Origin of the sequence: Enterococcus sp. AN402, from assembly GCF_040719405.1 — a bacterium.
GTDB classification, from domain to species: domain Bacteria; phylum Bacillota; class Bacilli; order Lactobacillales; family Enterococcaceae; genus Enterococcus; species Enterococcus faecalis.
The window spans coordinates 1,741,341-1,758,176 of record NZ_JBFDTM010000004.1; the positions used below are offsets into that span (position 1 = coordinate 1,741,341).

Sequence of the window (16,836 nt, forward strand, 5' to 3'; positions counted from 1 at the left end):
CTTAGTTCATTTTGTATGTGTCCTAATCGTTGGCAGACGATTGGGGCTTTTTATTTTGTCTTTTTTGAAAATGCTGATACTCCGCTTCATCCCAGTTGAAAAACCAACGGATAAAAAGAGGTACACTTATTGTTGCCAACACTGGAACTGAAAAGTGGCTTTTCAATAACACACCTAGCGCAATCATCAATAATAATGCGCCTATCAATCGTGCTTCACGTATTGCTTTCATATTTACCCTCCTATAATTTTTTTGATATAATTCAGTTGAAAGCGGGGTGTCAAAATGTTTTTTGTAATAAAGAAAGCTTCTAATAAAAAATACTATTTTGTAATTAAAACCGAAGAAAATGAAGTAATCGCATCAAGCAAGACTTATTACTATAAATCTTCTGTTTTAGAAATTATTGAATCCATCAAAAGTGATATGGATCAAAAAGCTATTATTGTTGACACTACTTTTAACTGGGGATAAGTTAAGGCTTATCCTTTTATCATTACTATCCTATTTCTTTAAACATATCTCCATTATCATTAGCCATATCAATTCTTGCTTGTAATTCTAAGTTAGGCTTCCATCTAGGAATTAGAGCTACAGCCTCTTCATATCGAACTTTTGGAATGTCTACATAAGATGCTACATCGAATAATGCTTTCAATTGTTTATAACAATTACTAAAGGCTGATTGCTTAATACTTGAATCCTGATAAGCCAATGTTTTTTTGCCACCTAATACTTTGATAACAGTTGATGAAACTAGCCCTTGTATCTTTCGTTGTTGGCTTCTATTAATTGTAGTTTCTGTTTCTAGCTTATCTAAACGTTTATTTACAAGAGTCAATCCACGTTCATGTTTTAACGCAGCTTCTAATAACAATTCTGTGTTATTAATCGGTAAGTTTGATTGAGTTTTAAGCAGTTCCTCCATTTGGTTAAAAGCTTCAATGTATTTCAGTTTAAACTTAAGAGCTTTTTGACCAGTGAATCCCATTGCTAGTAGCGTGAATCCGTCACGGTTCATAATGATTTGTCTATATTTTTGTTTGTTTTGTGGATGAATATAGCTATCTTCGTAAAATAGCCCTGCGTAATTTTCCGCAACCCCCTCTTTTAAATCATCAATCGCTGCTAAAACATCACGATGATTTTTATTAAACGTTTCTGCGACTTGCAAACTAGTTGTTACTGCTTGTTGGTTTTTCATAATTACTAAGTTGTCCATTGTTTCTGTATTGTCCTTTCCTTTAATCCCAATGATTCATGATGTCATTACAAATTTTTATAGCTTCTTTAGCAGGCCAGTATCTTTTTCCCTTGCTAGTACCAGGCTTTCTTTTTTCGATCATTTGCATACGTTTGTCTTTTACAAAATTTTGTTCAACTTCAGGAACAGACATTGAATACATAGACGATAATTGTTTGATGTCTAAATACTCAGCACGTTCATTTAATCCTTGACTAGCTTCATTTATGACTTGCTCAAACATTTTTCTCAGGATTTTTTCAATAATGTTGTATAGAAAGTTTTTTGAAGATGTATCTAGAAAATTTTCCATTCTAAACACTCCTATCTAATTTTGTAGTATTCAATAATAGCCGTTAGTGTTTCGTGAGCCTTTTTACTTTGATTTTTACCAGAAAGATAGTCGTTTAGATCTTGCTTATGAATATTGAAATACGTGGCTACAGATGTTAATGATATTTTCTTATCATCAAAGTACTCACGAATTTTCGCTCTGCCCGCTGTTGTGTCTGGCATATTAGTTTCTCCTTTCTTTAGTATTTTTTGTAAATTAATTAGATAGAATTTATAAAACTATTGACTTATGTATACAAATATTCTACAATCAGAACATAGTTAAATAAGCCTATAACAAAACCTTTATTATGCACTCGGTCGCCAAACTTAATGCTGTAAGGTATGTTTTTAGTTTGCTTTTTTTCTATCCAATTAACTTACAAGAATTATTATATACATTTTTTCTACATTGTCAACCATTTTGTAGATTTTTTGTATACATATTTTCTTTGTATTTCTAGAAAGGTTGATATAAGTGGATTTATACGAAAAAATAAAATTACTTGCTAGCGAAAAGAAAATGTCAATAAGACAATTAGAAGAAACATTGGGATTTGGAAACGGGGTAATTAATAGATGGCGTAAGAATACTCCTGGTTCTGATAAATTAAAAAAAGTTGCGGACTACTTCAATATATCTGTAGATTATTTACTTGGACGAACTGATAATCCAAATTCTAATAACTTAGAAGAAGATGAAATTACAACTTTCTTCCGTGTAAATACAGAAGATTTAACCGAATCCGAAAAAGATCAGCTCAGAGAAGAATTAAAAGAGTACTTAGAATTCATGAAATCAAGACTTAAAAATAAATGATTGGATGACCCCTATGTATTTAGACTACGATACTTATTTTGAATATCATGACCAGACATATATTATTATTGAAAAAGTTGCTAATTACTATGGAATTGAACTAAAAGAGTTAAGATGGAAACACTACAAAGATTATATGATTGACGTAGAAAATGTTGACATAATTCCCTATAGTTTCGGTGATGTTTCAAGAAAAATATTTTCAGGAAACATAATAAAATTTCACGATAAATGCGGAATTTCCTATAATCCAACAATGGTTAAAGGAAGGCAAAATTTCTCAATACTTCATGAATCTGCACATTATTTTTTTGATATGAATAAGGAATGCAAGTCTCAAAGTTTTTCAGATTTAATTACTGGAAAAGGATACACTAGCGAAGATGAACCAAAAGAAATAAGAGCTAATATATTTGCATCCCTTGCTTTAATAAACAATGAAGCATTGAAAGAATGTTTAAAAAAGCAAATGTCTTTCCGTCAAATTTGCGAAGAATTTGAAATGAGTGCTGCAGCACTACACGTAAGGTTATATGATTTTTTAACAAAAATATTCTTATTAAATCCATGCTTAGCAAGATCAGCTATTAATCAATATAGATATAACTATAATTCAACAAAATTAATCAGTTATATAAAAATGTGCTTGTGCTGATGAACTACAAAGAATTATTTTTGCGTAAAAAATCTCGTGTAAGGACACAGACTTAAAACTTATCTTGAAGTTTGTTGATAAAACTAACAACAAAAATGGAGGAATATAGTATGTTTTTATTTGGAAATAAAGAAGAAAAAAAGGTAAAGAAAGCAGAAGAAAAGCAAATAAAAGAATATTTTAAAAATAATCATGATATTGTAATAGGCGGTATTTATTTTAATGATTCAGACAAAAAAATATTTATCCCAAAAAGTATTTCTGAATCAAGAAAACAACAAGTTATCAACTATGATGATTTGATTAGTTACACAGATATTTTTGTTGGTGGCAATATAAAAAAACATCACGGAATAACTCGTGCAGTTGTTGGTGGCGTTTTAGCTGGTCCTGTTGGGGCTTTAGTTGGTGCTGGAACAGGTGGAAAAGAATTTACTTCCATTAAGCAATTAGGAGTTATGTTACATCTTCCTAATAATCAGACAGTAAAATATATGTTAATCACAACTGAAACAAAAACTGATTCTATGATTGGTAAAGGTTTAATGGATAAATACAACGAATTAATTGCAAAACTGGACCAAATACTAAAAACTAATTCAAGTAATAAAGATAACACTGTATTATCTTCTGCAGACGAGATAAGAAAATTTAAAGCCTTGTTAGATGATGGCATTATTACAAAACAAGAATTTGAAATAAAAAAACGTGAATTGTTACAATAAAAATAACGCACCCTCTCCGGCTAAGAAGTTAGTGCGTTAAAAATAGAACCAAAATAGGCTTATTTTGTTACGCCTATTTTACCACAAAGAAAAGGACGTGAAAATATGGCGAAACTAAATTGGTCCAAAAAATACAAATATGTTTTTTCTTACTCAAATAAAAAAGGAACTTTTTGGGGATATCGCTATCCTTATTACAACTCTCTAAAACACCGAAAAGAAGCTAGCAAACGTGGATTTGAAAGTGAAAGAGCGGCGAATAAAGCATTGCTAAAAATCCAATATGATTTAGAAACACAAAATACTTCCTTCGTCGAAAATAAACAACTCACCATAGATGAATGGATCAAAGTCTGGATACCTTACGCCCAAGACAATTGGAGTGTTTCAACAAAACAAAACATTGAATCCGCTGTTAAATTTCACATATCACCATTGATTGGAAATCAAAAGCTATCTTCTTTAAATAAGATTACTTATAAACGAGAATTTATTGACAAATTAAGACAAGAAAACAAATATACAGAATCAACTATTCAAACGTGGCATAAAATTGTAATGAGGATGATTAACGCTGCGGTACACAATCAAATCATCCCTAGCAACACGCTAACAGGCTTTAAATTTGATTTAAGTAATAATGTTCGTTCGTTCTCTAAAAAGGAATTACAGCGATTTGTGGCGGTTTTAGAAAACGAAGATATTCAAACGCAAGTTATATTTTTAACTCTGCTAAAATCTGGAATGAGGAAAGGCGAACTGATGGGGCTGCGTTGGAGTGATATTGATTTAACCGAAAAATATTTCGATATCAATTCTACACGTGGTGATTACGGTGAAAATAAACCTAAAACAAAAACCAGCATACGTAAAGTTTATTTTGACAACTCGTTACTCACTTTAATAAAAAAATACAAAAATCATGAGAAAGAACGGCTTTTCAGAGAAGGGATAATTTTAAGCGATAAGGACTATTTTATTTTAAGTTCTCGAAATTTACCTATCAAACAATCAAGAATTACGTATATGTTTCGCCTGTTATGTGAAAAAGCAGAAGTTCAAAACATAACCGTACACGGCCTAAGACATACCCATGCAACGTTTTTAATTGAAGCAGGAGCAAACATTAAGTACGTTTCAACTCGGTTAGGACACAAGAATATTAATATAACTTTGGATGTTTATAGCGATGTGCTAAAAGAAGAAGAAAAAGAAACAGCTGATATGATGGATAAACTTATTGAGAACTTGTGATTTGTGGTAAACCTGTGGTAAAAACATTAAAAACCATTGATATATAAGCACTTTACCACTCCCCATCTGAAATTGTAAAATAAGTTGCTGTTTCTTTTCAGTCCAAGTAAAAATATATTTCACTAAACGGCCATTGTTCCCTGACGAATGAAGAAAACTGAGTTTGCTTGGGCCACTCACTGTCATTTTTTCAGGTACAGCTAGCGAAGTCCTTTGAGCTGATTGGTTCAATTTATCAGGAAATGAAAAGCTTTGTTGTTCTTCAAAAAACCAAACTTCTTGTGTTTCCTCTAAAACAATTGCTTGCTGTTGCGCAAAACGAAGTTGTTTTTCTACCGTAGCAAGAAACTGTTCAATTTTTAATGTTTCTTGCCAGCGGTGAATAGCGATTGTTGGGAGCATAGTCATAAAGCAAACAATCGTTAAACTAGCAAGTGTTTCCATTAATGTGAATCCTGCTGACTTGTTCATTGCTTTTCTGCTGTATATTTATCTAACTGCTCTTTAGTAATGTAGCCTTCGTTGACTAATTCATTTAAGGAAGGCGTCTTATTTTTTTCTAGTGTGTATAGCTCGATTTGTGATTCTACAATTTTTACGATTGCTTCATTGCCTTTTTTGTCAACTGTTTCTTTATGTTTCGCTAAGTTAGGGACAAAAAGTAAAATCAATACGGAAATAATCAATAAGACAATCAACATTTCTAATAATGTAAACCCTGCGTATTTTTGTTTCTTTTTCATTATAAAACTCCTTCCATATTGCCATAAATAGGCAGCAACATTGCCCCATAGACACCGATAATTAAACAAGCAATTATGATAAAAATAAATGGTTGAACAAGGGTAATGACTCGTTCAATTTTTTTGAAAAAACCTTGGAAACAGACATTACTATAAACCATCAACTCCTTGCCTAATTTTCCTTTTACTTCCCCTTGTTGAATCATTAAACCCAATGCTTTCGTAAAAAAAGGATAAGCAGCTAATTGTCTATGTAAGGTTTCACCAACTAGCAGTCCTTCACTAATTGCTCCAGCTAATTCTTTCATTAAGGGGTAATTGGTTGTATGGCGCATCAAATCGATGACCTCTTTCATTTCTAATCCTTGTGCAAGCAACTTCCCCCATTCTAGTGCAAAAAAAGCACTGACGTATTCCCGATAGAGGCCACGGATAATTGGTAGTTTCAGATATACGAAGGCCCGCTGAATAGCAGACTGATGCTTCAAATAACGGTTTAAAATGAAGAAACTAAATGAGAGGACAAAAACTAAGGTAACCAGAATGTATGGACTGTAAACAATCAGAAGAATCCCAATATTTTTAGAATAACTATTGGCATCATTTTCCATTAATTGGGGCAATAAAAATTGCCGAATACCAACAATGACGAGAATCAAAAAAACAATCAGGAGCAGCGGATAACTAATTATTTTATAGAACTGTTGCCGATATTTTTCCGTTTGAAAAAAATGTTCGGAAATCGCTTGTAGTGTCCCTACCAAATCCCCGTGTGCAGTAGCAAACGACAATTGTGCCGAGACCATTGTTGAAAATCCTAATTCTTCGACTAAAGCTTGTAAGGCAACGCCTGAGGAAAAGCCTTCAACTAAAAAAGTTATACTGTGCTGAGGTAAGGCGTTTGATTTTTTCATGAAGGAAAAACTTTCTTGTATATTAAAACCATTTGCAAGTAAATCCGCTAATAGTTTCAGAAAAAGCTGCTGTTGTTTTTTCGTTAATTTATTCGATGGCTTGAAAATACGTTTTTTCTGTAATAAACCCATACGCCCACGCCTTTCTTAGATTCTTTTGCCAACTACTCTTTATAACGGCTTCCTTAAAGAAGAAATAATCATAAAGAATTCCTGCTACTTGTTCCTTATTAATCGTGGTTGTCAAAATCTGTTGATAAATGATACCTTGCAAGCATTCGGCCAATTCATGCTCTGGGCCACCTAATTCTATCAAACGCCGTTGCACCCCCAATAAGTTACGGGCGTGAATTGTCGCAAAAATAGTATGACCCGTTAAGGCGGCTCGAATAACTGCTTGAGCCGTCTCGCCATCACGAATTTCACCAATAATCAAAATATCAGGATGATGGCGCAAGCAAACTTTGATTAGGGCTTCATAAGTTAACTGAATTTTTTCATTTGTTTGCAACTGTAAAAACTGCTTTTCCTCAATTTCAACAGGATCCTCAATTGCTATCACTTGTTGTTCGCCACTTCTTTGTTTAGCCACACGATACATGGTTGTTGTTTTCCCGGAACCAACTGGCCCACTGAATAAATAAAGGCCTCGTTTCTGACAAGATGCTTCAATTTCATTTAGCTGGTGGGGAAAGAAAAAATGTTCAGCTTGTTCACCAAATCGGTGCAAAAAACGAATTACCAAGCTCTCTCGATTCTGAAAATCTCCCACAGATGATAAACGCAAGCGTTGCTTCGTCTCGCCAATTAGATAAGTTGTCGCACCTAATTGTGCTTTTCGTCTTTCCCCGACATCCATGCCGCCTATAAATTTAAAGTGGAAAATTAACTTTTCGCCTATTTCTGCGGAAACTTGTGTGTAAGGTGTCCGTTGCATCCCTGTCCGAAAAGAGATAGCTATTTCGGTATCATTGGGTAAAAAATAAACGTCTTGCGCCCCATGAAGGACGCCCCATTCAATTAATTGATGGGCTAATTTTTTTACATTTTTAGTCATTCATTTCCTCCTCTCACTAATAAACTACGCATTTATTTTATGATTTCAGCAAAAAAAAAGAACCTTCACCAATAAGATGAAGGTTCTTTTTTTGAAGTTTGCGCTGTCCATCTATCTTCCCCAAAATAGTGGAACTCCTAGACACTTAGTATTATACTAAAAAAATCTTGCGTTTAGTTTTCAAAAATTTCTCTGAATCACAAAATTTTTGAGAAAAACTATGATAATCCGATTGGATCGTTTACGTTTTTGGCTTCATTTTTTGTTTATTAACTAAATAAATTGGAATTCCTAGAAGCGTAATCCCTATACCAATCAATGCAAGAATAGGCTGTGTAATACTTGTTGTAACCAAGATGAAGATACCACCTAGACTTGCGATAATTGGAATAATTGGATAGCCAGGAACTTTATACGGTCGTTTTAATTCAGGTTCTCGTTTTCTTAAAATAAAAACGGCTAAGAAAATTAATAGATTAAACAGCCACATAACAAAAACTAACATATCCGTCAATAAATCGAAGGTCCCGAAAAACATCATAATAATGGCCACGGCTAACTGAAAAATTCCAGCAACGTAAGGAACAACAAAACGTTTAGACAACTTTTGAAACTGACGACTAAAAGGCATCAGATTATCTAAGGCTAAGGCATAAGGAATCCGAATCCCTGTCATTGTGTAGCCGTTTAACGCACCATATACAGAGATTAAAATCCCAATAGTTACGATTTTGCCGCCAATTGGTCCAAAAATAGCCACAGAAGCATCCGAAGCTGCATTCAAATTCCCAGCGATTTGCTCAATTGGTAATGTTTTTAGAAATACAAAATTAATTAAAGCATAAATTAAAGTAATCAATAACAAACCAAAAATAATGGCTTTAGGCAAGTCTCTTTCTGGTCGCTTCATTTCACCAGCCACGTTACCCACACCTAGCCAGCCATCATAAGCAAACATGGTGGCGACTAAGGCGCCACTAAAAGCAACTAAAAAGCCAGTATTCGCTGTTGTTTCAACAGGAAAAAGTGAAACAGCTACCTGTCCTGGAGTAAATAATCCTACTAAAGAAATCAAGGCAATTGGAATCAGTTTTACTACCAATGTCGTTGATTGGACCAAAGAAGCAATTTTTGTTCCTAATAAATTAATTATCGTGATACTGGTTCCCGCAAGAATGGCAATTGGAATCAATAAATTTGCCGATAAATGAAACAAATTGATTAGTTGTGTACTAAAAATAATGGATAACGCCGAAATGTTGGCAGGATAATAAATGATACTTTGTGCCCACCCTAAAAGAAAACCAGCTAATTTACCATATGTATATTCAATATACTTCACTGCGCCACCTGTTTCAGGGATTGCTGTAGCAAGTTCGGCGCTGGTTAATCCTGCACAAATGGTTAAGGCACCACCTAACACCCAAGCAAAAATAGCTAAACTAGCTGACTGTGCGTGTCCAACGACACTCGCAGCTTTAAAGAAAACACCAGCGCCAATCACCGTACCCATTACCGTGGATAACGCACCAAACGTTGTTATCTCTCTTTTTAATTGCTTTTTCTCCATAGACTCCCTCATTTCATTTAAACTAAACAAGCGTAACAAAATTTCCACTTTTTTGAAAAGATAACGAAAATAATAGCTGTTTTCATGAAAAATTCTGTAACGATCTCTTTTCAGTATAGCTATTTCTTTTAGAATTTCAAGTTTGAAAACCACAAAAAGAAAATTTGTCATAAAAGTTTTAGAGCATTCATCTTTTGTTTATAAACAAGAATGGAAAAACCGACGATTTTTTATTAAATAAACGAAAAATCGGATCAAAAAGAAACCTTTCTGATCCGATTTTAACTACGTTATTGGTTTTTGACTTTTTCTTTTTTCATTTGTTTGCTACGTAATTGTCCGCAAGCCGCATCAATATCTGTTCCATGCTCTTTACGAATAACACAATTGATGCCATTCTTTTTGAGTACATCATAAAATTTTAAAACCGCTTCTTTAGAGCTTCGGCTATATTGATCGTGTTCACTCACCGGGTTATACGGAATCAGATTAACATAAGAAAGTTTTTTCTTATTCCGTAGTAAATCTGCTAATTGTTGAGCATGTTCTGGTCGGTCGTTCACTTGACTCAACATAATATATTCAAATGTAACACGTCGGTTGGTTTTTTCAATGTATTCATCAATTGCTGCCATTAATTTTTCAATTGGAAAACTACGATTAATCCGCATAATTGATGTACGAACTTCGTTGTTAGGAGCATGTAATGAGATTGCTAAGTTTACTTGTAGTCCACTGTCTGCAAATTCACGAATTTTTGGCACTAAACCACTTGTTGAAACTGTAATATGGCGGGCACCAATGGCCAAACCTTTATCATCATTAATCGTTCGTAAAAAGTTCATGACATTGGCATAATTATCAAATGGTTCACCAATTCCCATCACAACGACATGGCTAACACGTTCATCCAACCCACGTTCATCGAAATAATGTTGCACCCACATAATTTGGGCAACAATCTCGCCAGCAGTTAAATCTCTTTGTTTTTTTAATAGCCCACTAGCACAAAATGTACACCCAATATTGCAACCAACTTGAGTGGTCACACAAACAGATAATCCATATTCTTGACGCATCAAGACTGTTTCAATCATATTTTTATCTGGTAATTCAAATAAATATTTCACGGTACCATCTTGCGCTTCTTGCACAATGACTTGTTTTAATGGATTTAATGAAAAATTTTCTTCTAATAAAGTCATCAACGATTTAGAAATGTTCGACATTTCACTAAATGAAGCAACACGTTTTGTATACAACCATTCCCACACTTGTGTTGCGCGAAATTTCTTCTCGCCATGGGCTAAAAACCAGTCCACAAGCTGTTCTCTCGTCAGTCCATAAATGGATTCTTTCTGCATTTCTTTTCCTCATTTCTGCTATTACATTCGCTTCATAACTATAACGTATTCTCACTTTGAATGCAATATCACGAAGAGTCTCAAAAAAAATCGTTAAGCGTGCATGCTTAACGATTTTTTATAATTAATCTTTCACTAAGTGATAAACTTTTTTGAAGTAGAACGTTCTGGCAATTAAATAGTAAACGACCTGAATCAATAAGAAAACGCCTAAAACTTCCCAGCCAGCTAATTGCATTGGCTGATCTAAGACAGCATACATTGCTTTCAAAGCAACAGCTCCATGAATAAATGAAACAACAATTGGGGTAAAGAATAAAATACCTACTTGTTGGTAAATCATTTTCTTCAATTCTTTTTTCGTCAAACCAAGTTTGTAAATCATCTTGAATTTTTCAACGTCCGTATTCATATCACTGTATAAACGGAAGTATAAGAAACTACCCGCCGAAACAAAGAACACGATACCGATAAATAGTCCGACAAATAGAACTGGCGTATAATATTGCGTAATGGCTGCCGACATTGCAGCTGTTCCTACTAACATGGGATACTTGTCACCAATAATATTTTCTGCTTTTATCAATTCTTCACGATTGGTTCCTGCTTTGGGCTGCCAAATTGTTTCTGTTTCCGCTTTGATTCCATCTGTTGAGGTACTATCTGGGATAACAACCACACCGCCAAAAGTCGGTAATACATTGGTTTCTTCTGTTTTATCAATGTTTAAAACTTGATCATTTCCCAATTGAACAGATTTGACATCTACTGATGCAGCAGAAGGAGCATCTTTTTGTGATAAATTAACTACTTTCTCACCTGTTAAAGTTGGTTCATCTATAAATTTTGCGAGTTTATTATATTCAGATGTTTTGATTAATTGGATACCGGCACTTGTTTTGTACATTGTGTAATCAATCTGATCAAACTGAATATTTTTTTCTTGGAATGTTTTTGTCGCAAATTGTTTCATTTCTTGATTTTCTGGGTTGGTCGAATCAGACAATGTCAGTTCGTACGGTACAGAACTTATTCCTTTAAAAATCATCTCGTTCACGCCGTATAACGTTCCAATGGCAGCAAAAGCAACCGTTGATATCACCGAAACCAAGAAGAACGAACGTGCATTATCTTTCATGCGGAATGCTAAATCTGATAAAACGACCATATTGGTTTTTTTCCAAAAGATTTTTGGTTTCCGTTTTAAACGTTCAATGACAGAAACACTCAATTGGTCAAATAAGAATTTTGTCCCTAAAATAACTAAGAAAATTACTGGGAACATCACCATTAAAACTAACTGTCCCTTAGCAACTAAAGCAATTCCGTAACCGACAATTAAAAGTAACACGGCTAAGAAAGATTTAACTTTAGAGCTTTTGATTTCACCTTTACCCATTTCTCCTGCTTTTAATAGCTCTTGAAGTGTCGCTTTTGGCAAGCGGAATTGAATAAAGAAAGAAATTACTAAGAACAAGACCGCAAATGAAATGACAGTAATGATAAACGGCATCACTGGCAAATAAAAACCTAAACCTAGATGCATCAATAAATTGCTAATCCATAAAATAAACTGTGAAAATCCAACACCTAAAATGCTACCAAAAATTGTAGCAAAGAAACCAATCACTAAGTTTTCAATAAAAATCATTTTCTTTAACTGTTTTGGACTCATCCCTTGAATCATCAAGGTTCCAAACTCTTTTTTCCGAGATTGGATAAAGACATCCATCGAGTATAAAACGAATAAGAAAGAGAAACCATAGATTATAATTGCCGCAGCCGTCATTCCCATTTGTGCTTTAGGATTTAAACCATTAGCTAAGGCTGGGTGAAAGACAAAACCAGTGAACGTAAAAAAGATCATCACAGAAAACATTGTACTTAGGAAATAAGCCAAGTATAAATGCTTATTTCGAATCGTGTTTCTTATAACAAACTGATTAAAATTCATTATCGACACCTTCAATCTCAGCCAGTTTCACCATGATTAAATCGTAGAACTCTTTTTGGTTGCCGTTTTGGATAATTTCATCAATTAATTCACCATCTTTAATAAAGACAATGCGCTTGCAATAACTTGCGGCTAGCGGATCATGGGTCACCATTAAAATAGTCGCCGCTTCTTCTTCGTTTAATTGTTGTAACAAGCCCATCACATCCTTAGATGATTTCGTATCTAAGTTTCCTGTTGGTTCATCAGCCAATAATAATTGTGGATGATGAATCATTGCCCGAGCAACGGCGACCCGTTGTGCTTGTCCACCAGAAATTTCTGCAATTCGTTTTTTCAACAGATGATTGATACCTAAACGCTCACTTAATTCTGCTAATTGTCGTTTCATTACAGAGACTTTTTCTCCATCAAGTGTCAATGGCAAAATAATATTTTCTTCAACAGTTAATGTTGGCATTAAATTAAAGCTTTGAAAAACAAATCCTAATTCTGTACGACGGAATTTAGCAATTTGTTCTTGATTCAAATTGTTTGGATTTTTTCCATTTAAAAGTATTTCACCGTCTGTTGGACTATCGATTGTTGCCAATAAATTTAAAAGTGTACTTTTCCCACTTCCAGAAGGTCCCATAATACCAATAAATTCACCATCTTGGACAGTTAAATTAATCCCTTTTAAAGCTTCATATTTAATTTCGTTTCCGTAAACTTTTTTTAAATTTTGTACTTCTAACATATTTTCCACTCCTATTCTTCTCACTCATTTAGTGTATCGAAAACGAAAAAAAACGACAATAGAAAAGAATAACAATGAACTTACATTACTGTAAGTGCACTGTTATTCTTTTAAAAGTTATGCTTCATATTCAATCACATAAGGATGAATCTTCGTATTATAAATAGCTTCTGAATATTCTACGCAACGACCTGTTGGGCTTAACGAACGCCGAATTCTTTTTAAGCCCGTTGTTTCAGTTGTTTGCAACATCTTTTGCTCTTCTTCTGTCAAAGTTGCAACTTCAAAACGGTCTTCAAATTTATAAATTTCAATGGCATGTCGATCCATCAAACGATACAAGGATTCTTCTTTGTATTCAGTCAATGATACGTCTTTCATGGCAGCTGGCAAATAGTAATTAAAATAAATATAGGGTTGTTCATCGATTAGATATAACCGTGAAAGGTGAACCACTTCTTCTCCTAAAAATTGATAAGCCGGCATCTCTTTTGACAACGTCAAGTTTTCAACTTGTAAAACTTTTTTAGTTACTTTCTGACCTGATTCATTCAAAAATTCAGTGAATGTCCCTGCTTTTGATAGTTTATTATAGGGACGATTGCTTAACACAGTTGTGCCTCGGCCACTTTTTTTCTCAACAAATTCTTCCGTTGCTAACATTTCGATTGCCCGCCGAATCGTAATTTTACTAACGTTAAACATCTCTTCCAATTCTGTTTCTGTTGGTAAAAACGTTCCTACTGGATACTTGCCACTCAAAATATCTTCTTTAATCTGATCTGCTACTTCTAAATAAAGCACGCTCTTTCTTCTCATGATACGCTCCCTCCCAACCGCACTATTCCTTTCTATTTTACCAGAAAATGATGATTATAACATGATGCTTTGCTGAAATTATAAAAAAAGAACAAAAATAGATAAATTTATCTATTTTTGTTCTTTTTGTTTATTGTTCTGGCGTCTCAGTTGCTGCCTCTTCTGATTCCGCTTGTAGAAAGACTTTTCTTGGTTTGCTACCTTCTGATGGTCCAATAACTCCGTGTGCTTCCAATTCATCTACTAAGCGAGCCGCACGATTATAGCCAATTCTAAAACGTCTTTGTAGCAATGAAATACTAGCTGTTTGCATTTCAACTACCAAGTTTTTCGCTTCTTCAAACAACTCATCTTGAGGAGCTTCACCACCGCCTGAAGTGGTCGGTTCATCTGTTGGCATCATGCTTTCTTGATATTCAGCTTCTTGTTGGTCCGTTACAAACGCAACCACTCGTTCAACTTCTTGATCAGAGATAAAGGCCCCTTGGATACGAATTGGTTTATTTTCTCCCATAGGTAAGAAGAGCATATCGCCTCGACCTAATAGTTTCTCCGCCCCGTTGGTATCAATAATGGTACGCGAGTCTGTCCCACTTGAGACCGCAAAAGCCATTCGAGAAGGGACATTTGCTTTGATGATTCCTGTAATGACATCCACACTTGGCCGTTGTGTCGCTAAAATCATATGAATACCTGCTGCCCGTGCCATTTGGGCTAAACGGATAATCGCATCTTCTACTTCGTTACTTGCCACCATCATTAAATCAGCTAACTCATCAACAATGACAACAATAAATGGTAGAATCGGACGATTTTCGCCATCTTCCGCATTTTTCTGTTGAATTAGTTGATTGTAACCAGTAATATTTCGGACACCTGTTGCTGCAAATTTTTCATAACGAAATTCCATTTCTTGAACTACTTTTTGCAGGGCTTGTGCCGCTTTTCTCGGATTAGTAACCACTGGCGTTAATAAATGAGGAATCCCGTTATACACATTCAATTCCACCATTTTCGGGTCAATCATCATTAATTTTACTTCATGGGGTTTCGCTTGCATCAAAATACCTGTGATGATGCCATTGATAGCAACCGATTTCCCACTCCCTGTCGATCCTGCAATTAATAAATGCGGCATTTTTGATAGATCCGCAGTTTGAACCATCCCTGAAATATCTCGACCTAAAGGTACTTCTAGTAGTTTATCTGGATGACTTGGTTGTGCCTCAACAATATCTCTAAAGGATACTGTACTAATTGCACTATTAGGAACTTCAATCCCGATTAGTGATTTTCCAGGAATCGGGGCCTCCATACGAACATCTTTGGCCGCAAGCGCTAAAGCAATGTCATCCGTCAAGTTAACAATTTTGCTAACTTTTACCCCAACAGCGGGTTGAACTTCAAACTTTGTGACAGATGGTCCTAAACTAGCTTTGACTACTTTAGCATCAACACCAAAACTCTTGAAGGTTTGTTCTAAGACGCCAATGTTTTTTTCGATTTTTTCATATTCACCACTTTGATCCGTTGCTTGAATTGTATCTAACAAATCAGTTGGTGGTAGTTGATAATCACGATCTTCCGCTTCTTCAGAAATTTCAAATTCGAGAACACCAGCTTCATCTGCCGCCTCTTCTTCCTGCTCTCGTTGCGGTTTTGTTGCTGCAATTGGTGGTACAGGCATCGCCTGATTTTGCTGTTGAAACGAATCAATTTGAACAGGCGTTGGTGCGGCCGGTTCTTCCACCATTGGTTGGTGGGTTTCAACTGGTGTTTTTGTTAAGCGCTCGGCTGCCGCTTGTTCCATACGTTCCCGCTCTTGTAATTTTTGTTGGGCAGCGGCTTCAATTTTTGCTTGGCGTTCTGCAGCCTTAGCTTCTTTCTTCGCTGCTCGCTTCGCCTCTTTTTCTTCTTGTCGCGCCTGTGATTTTGCCGAAACATGACTTAGGCGATCTTGAATACTTTGGAAATGATCAACAATTTGCTGAAAATCCCACATACTCATCAAGAAAATACCCGCTAACAGTAGCAAGGTGGCAATTAAATAGCTGCCAAATTGTGCCACCAAAAAGTACGTTCCTTGATAAAGCAGCGCGCCAATCATACCGCCACCTACGTTTTGCGTCACTTGGTTGGCTTTTAAATCGCTTTGCAAAAATTCCCAAGTGTTACCTAAAATATCTGGTTGACTGCCACTAACATTTCGAAACATAAAGGCATGGAAAAATAACAAAACACTAATATAAATCAGAACAGCCCCAAAAATAGGGCGACCTCTTTTTAACGGAAAATCTTTCCCATAAATCATGACTAATAAGCCATACAGGATTAGTAAAATCGCTGCAAATGGAAAGGTATTACCTACAACTAAGCGTAAACAATTTGCTAATAACGTGCCTAAAAACCCTAAGCGAAAGAGTCCAAAGACACCGAATAAAATAAAAATCAGGCCAAGAAACATATAATTTAAACGTTCTTGTTGTTGCTGTTGTTTTTTGGTCTTTTTCTTTGTCGTACTTTTTTTCTTATTTGTTGCTCTTTTTTGTGCCATTTAACTTCCCTCTTTCCATCACTTCTCATTATACATAAAAATGGAATCGAACAAAAGTGCCCACCTCATTTTACTTGAAAAATCATGGAAA

At 34.9% G+C, this 16,836-nt stretch carries 18 protein-coding genes and 1 pseudogene; 5 read left to right on the top strand and 14 right to left on the bottom strand.

The window, feature by feature from the left end; translation table 11 throughout:
- Positions 1–22 precede the first annotated feature (22 nt).
- Positions 23–232 carry a hypothetical protein gene (locus tag AB1I62_RS09940; protein WP_002378465.1) on the bottom strand — a complete coding sequence of 70 codons (210 nt, stop codon included), beginning with the start codon at positions 230–232 and terminating at the stop codon, positions 23–25.
- 54 nt (positions 233–286) lie between these two features.
- On the opposite strand from AB1I62_RS09940, the gene AB1I62_RS09945 reads away from it, so the two are divergent.
- Positions 287–475, top strand: a complete 189-nt coding sequence (locus tag AB1I62_RS09945; protein ID WP_002357001.1) for a YegP family protein — start codon at positions 287–289, stop codon at positions 473–475.
- Positions 476–500: 25 nt separating this feature from the next.
- Here AB1I62_RS09945 and AB1I62_RS09950 read toward each other — a convergent pair whose 3' ends face one another.
- From AB1I62_RS09950 to AB1I62_RS09960, 3 genes are read right to left on the bottom strand one after another with little or no spacing between them, the layout of a single operon-like run.
- On the bottom strand, positions 501–1,223 hold the full coding sequence (locus AB1I62_RS09950; RefSeq protein WP_010707358.1) for an ORF6C domain-containing protein: 723 nt from the start codon (positions 1,221–1,223) through the stop codon (positions 501–503).
- A 22-nt stretch (positions 1,224–1,245) separates the two neighbouring features.
- Entirely contained in the window at positions 1,246–1,557 is a 312-nt protein-coding gene (locus tag AB1I62_RS09955) for a hypothetical protein (RefSeq protein WP_002403885.1), read from the bottom strand.
- A gap of 11 nt (positions 1,558–1,568) precedes the next feature.
- Entirely contained in the window at positions 1,569–1,760 is a 192-nt protein-coding gene (locus AB1I62_RS09960) for a hypothetical protein (RefSeq protein ID WP_002383936.1), read from the bottom strand.
- Positions 1,761–2,055: 295 nt separating this feature from the next.
- Between AB1I62_RS09960 and AB1I62_RS09965 the strand changes: the two genes are divergently transcribed.
- The 4 genes from AB1I62_RS09965 (at position 2,056) to AB1I62_RS09980 (ending at position 5,031) form a co-directional block, all read left to right on the top strand.
- Positions 2,056–2,397, top strand: coding sequence for a helix-turn-helix transcriptional regulator (locus AB1I62_RS09965; RefSeq protein ID WP_002387267.1), 342 nt, complete (start codon positions 2,056–2,058; stop codon positions 2,395–2,397).
- A gap of 4 nt (positions 2,398–2,401) precedes the next feature.
- Positions 2,402–3,052, top strand: a complete 651-nt coding sequence (locus tag AB1I62_RS09970) for an ImmA/IrrE family metallo-endopeptidase (protein ID WP_002387266.1) — start codon at positions 2,402–2,404, stop codon at positions 3,050–3,052.
- A gap of 95 nt (positions 3,053–3,147) precedes the next feature.
- Positions 3,148–3,777 carry an SHOCT domain-containing protein gene (locus AB1I62_RS09975; RefSeq protein ID WP_002387265.1) on the top strand — a complete coding sequence of 210 codons (630 nt, stop codon included), beginning with the start codon at positions 3,148–3,150 and terminating at the stop codon, positions 3,775–3,777.
- Between the two features lie 105 nt (positions 3,778–3,882).
- On the top strand, positions 3,883–5,031 hold the full coding sequence (locus AB1I62_RS09980; RefSeq protein ID WP_002387264.1) for a site-specific integrase: 1,149 nt from the start codon (positions 3,883–3,885) through the stop codon (positions 5,029–5,031).
- Positions 5,032–5,067: 36 nt separating this feature from the next.
- Here AB1I62_RS09980 and comGD read toward each other — a convergent pair.
- The 10 genes and pseudogenes from comGD to AB1I62_RS10030 all read right to left on the bottom strand — a co-directional run.
- A pseudogene (gene comGD, locus AB1I62_RS09985) lies at positions 5,068–5,502 on the bottom strand (competence type IV pilus minor pilin ComGD); the annotation flags it as partial.
- Positions 5,499–5,774, bottom strand: a complete 276-nt coding sequence (gene comGC, locus AB1I62_RS09990) for a competence type IV pilus major pilin ComGC (RefSeq protein ID WP_002356991.1) — start codon at positions 5,772–5,774, stop codon at positions 5,499–5,501. The pseudogene comGD and the gene comGC, both read right to left, overlap by 4 nt.
- Entirely contained in the window at positions 5,774–6,820 is a 1,047-nt protein-coding gene (gene comGB, locus AB1I62_RS09995; protein ID WP_016626570.1) for a competence type IV pilus assembly protein ComGB, read from the bottom strand. Before comGB ends, comGC begins: the two co-directional genes overlap by 1 nt.
- Complete coding sequence (gene comGA, locus AB1I62_RS10000) at positions 6,777–7,745, bottom strand: competence type IV pilus ATPase ComGA (protein WP_048737469.1); 969 nt, start codon at positions 7,743–7,745, stop codon at positions 6,777–6,779. Before comGA ends, comGB begins: the two co-directional genes overlap by 44 nt.
- A gap of 241 nt (positions 7,746–7,986) precedes the next feature.
- Positions 7,987–9,315 (bottom strand): APC family permease, encoded by a 1,329-nt coding sequence (locus tag AB1I62_RS10005; RefSeq protein WP_048737470.1) that lies wholly within the window; start codon positions 9,313–9,315, stop codon positions 7,987–7,989.
- A 290-nt stretch (positions 9,316–9,605) separates the two neighbouring features.
- Positions 9,606–10,679 carry a 23S rRNA (adenine(2503)-C(2))-methyltransferase RlmN gene (rlmN, locus tag AB1I62_RS10010; RefSeq protein WP_002356987.1) on the bottom strand — a complete coding sequence of 358 codons (1,074 nt, stop codon included), beginning with the start codon at positions 10,677–10,679 and terminating at the stop codon, positions 9,606–9,608.
- Positions 10,680–10,803: 124 nt separating this feature from the next.
- On the bottom strand, positions 10,804–12,633 hold the full coding sequence (locus tag AB1I62_RS10015) for an ABC transporter permease (RefSeq protein ID WP_002403891.1): 1,830 nt from the start codon (positions 12,631–12,633) through the stop codon (positions 10,804–10,806).
- Positions 12,623–13,372: an ABC transporter ATP-binding protein gene (locus AB1I62_RS10020; RefSeq protein WP_002384339.1), complete on the bottom strand. Its 750-nt coding sequence runs from the start codon at positions 13,370–13,372 to the stop codon at positions 12,623–12,625. The genes AB1I62_RS10015 and AB1I62_RS10020 overlap by 11 nt, the downstream gene beginning before the upstream one ends.
- Before the next feature lie 117 nt (positions 13,373–13,489).
- Positions 13,490–14,191: a GntR family transcriptional regulator gene (locus AB1I62_RS10025; RefSeq protein ID WP_202250951.1), complete on the bottom strand. Its 702-nt coding sequence runs from the start codon at positions 14,189–14,191 to the stop codon at positions 13,490–13,492.
- Between the two features lie 130 nt (positions 14,192–14,321).
- Positions 14,322–16,745, bottom strand: a complete 2,424-nt coding sequence (locus tag AB1I62_RS10030; RefSeq protein WP_002364367.1) for a DNA translocase FtsK — start codon at positions 16,743–16,745, stop codon at positions 14,322–14,324.
- Positions 16,746–16,836 lie beyond the last annotated feature (91 nt).

Bases quoted from the DNA above. Each gene is read 5' to 3' on its own strand.
- AB1I62_RS09980 (WP_002387264.1), top strand. From the start codon at position 3,883: ATGGCGAAACTAAATTGGTCCAAAAAATACAAATATGTTTTTTCTTAC.
- AB1I62_RS09970 (WP_002387266.1), top strand. From the start codon at position 2,402: ATGACCCCTATGTATTTAGACTACGATACTTATTTTGAATATCATGAC.
- AB1I62_RS10030 (WP_002364367.1), bottom strand. From the start codon at position 16,745: ATGGCACAAAAAAGAGCAACAAATAAGAAAAAAAGTACGACAAAGAAA.
- AB1I62_RS09960 (WP_002383936.1), bottom strand. From the start codon at position 1,760: ATGCCAGACACAACAGCGGGCAGAGCGAAAATTCGTGAGTACTTTGAT.
- AB1I62_RS10015 (WP_002403891.1), bottom strand. From the start codon at position 12,633: ATGAATTTTAATCAGTTTGTTATAAGAAACACGATTCGAAATAAGCAT.
- AB1I62_RS09975 (WP_002387265.1), top strand. From the start codon at position 3,148: ATGGAGGAATATAGTATGTTTTTATTTGGAAATAAAGAAGAAAAAAAG.
- rlmN (WP_002356987.1), bottom strand. From the start codon at position 10,679: ATGCAGAAAGAATCCATTTATGGACTGACGAGAGAACAGCTTGTGGAC.
- comGB (WP_016626570.1), bottom strand. From the start codon at position 6,820: ATGGGTTTATTACAGAAAAAACGTATTTTCAAGCCATCGAATAAATTA.
- comGC (WP_002356991.1), bottom strand. From the start codon at position 5,774: ATGAAAAAGAAACAAAAATACGCAGGGTTTACATTATTAGAAATGTTG.
- AB1I62_RS09955 (WP_002403885.1), bottom strand. From the start codon at position 1,557: ATGGAAAATTTTCTAGATACATCTTCAAAAAACTTTCTATACAACATT.
- AB1I62_RS09945 (WP_002357001.1), top strand. From the start codon at position 287: ATGTTTTTTGTAATAAAGAAAGCTTCTAATAAAAAATACTATTTTGTA.
- AB1I62_RS10020 (WP_002384339.1), bottom strand. From the start codon at position 13,372: ATGTTAGAAGTACAAAATTTAAAAAAAGTTTACGGAAACGAAATTAAA.
- AB1I62_RS09950 (WP_010707358.1), bottom strand. From the start codon at position 1,223: ATGGACAACTTAGTAATTATGAAAAACCAACAAGCAGTAACAACTAGT.
- AB1I62_RS10025 (WP_202250951.1), bottom strand. From the start codon at position 14,191: ATGAGAAGAAAGAGCGTGCTTTATTTAGAAGTAGCAGATCAGATTAAA.
- comGA (WP_048737469.1), bottom strand. From the start codon at position 7,745: ATGACTAAAAATGTAAAAAAATTAGCCCATCAATTAATTGAATGGGGC.
- AB1I62_RS10005 (WP_048737470.1), bottom strand. From the start codon at position 9,315: ATGGAGAAAAAGCAATTAAAAAGAGAGATAACAACGTTTGGTGCGTTA.
- AB1I62_RS09940 (WP_002378465.1), bottom strand. From the start codon at position 232: ATGAAAGCAATACGTGAAGCACGATTGATAGGCGCATTATTATTGATG.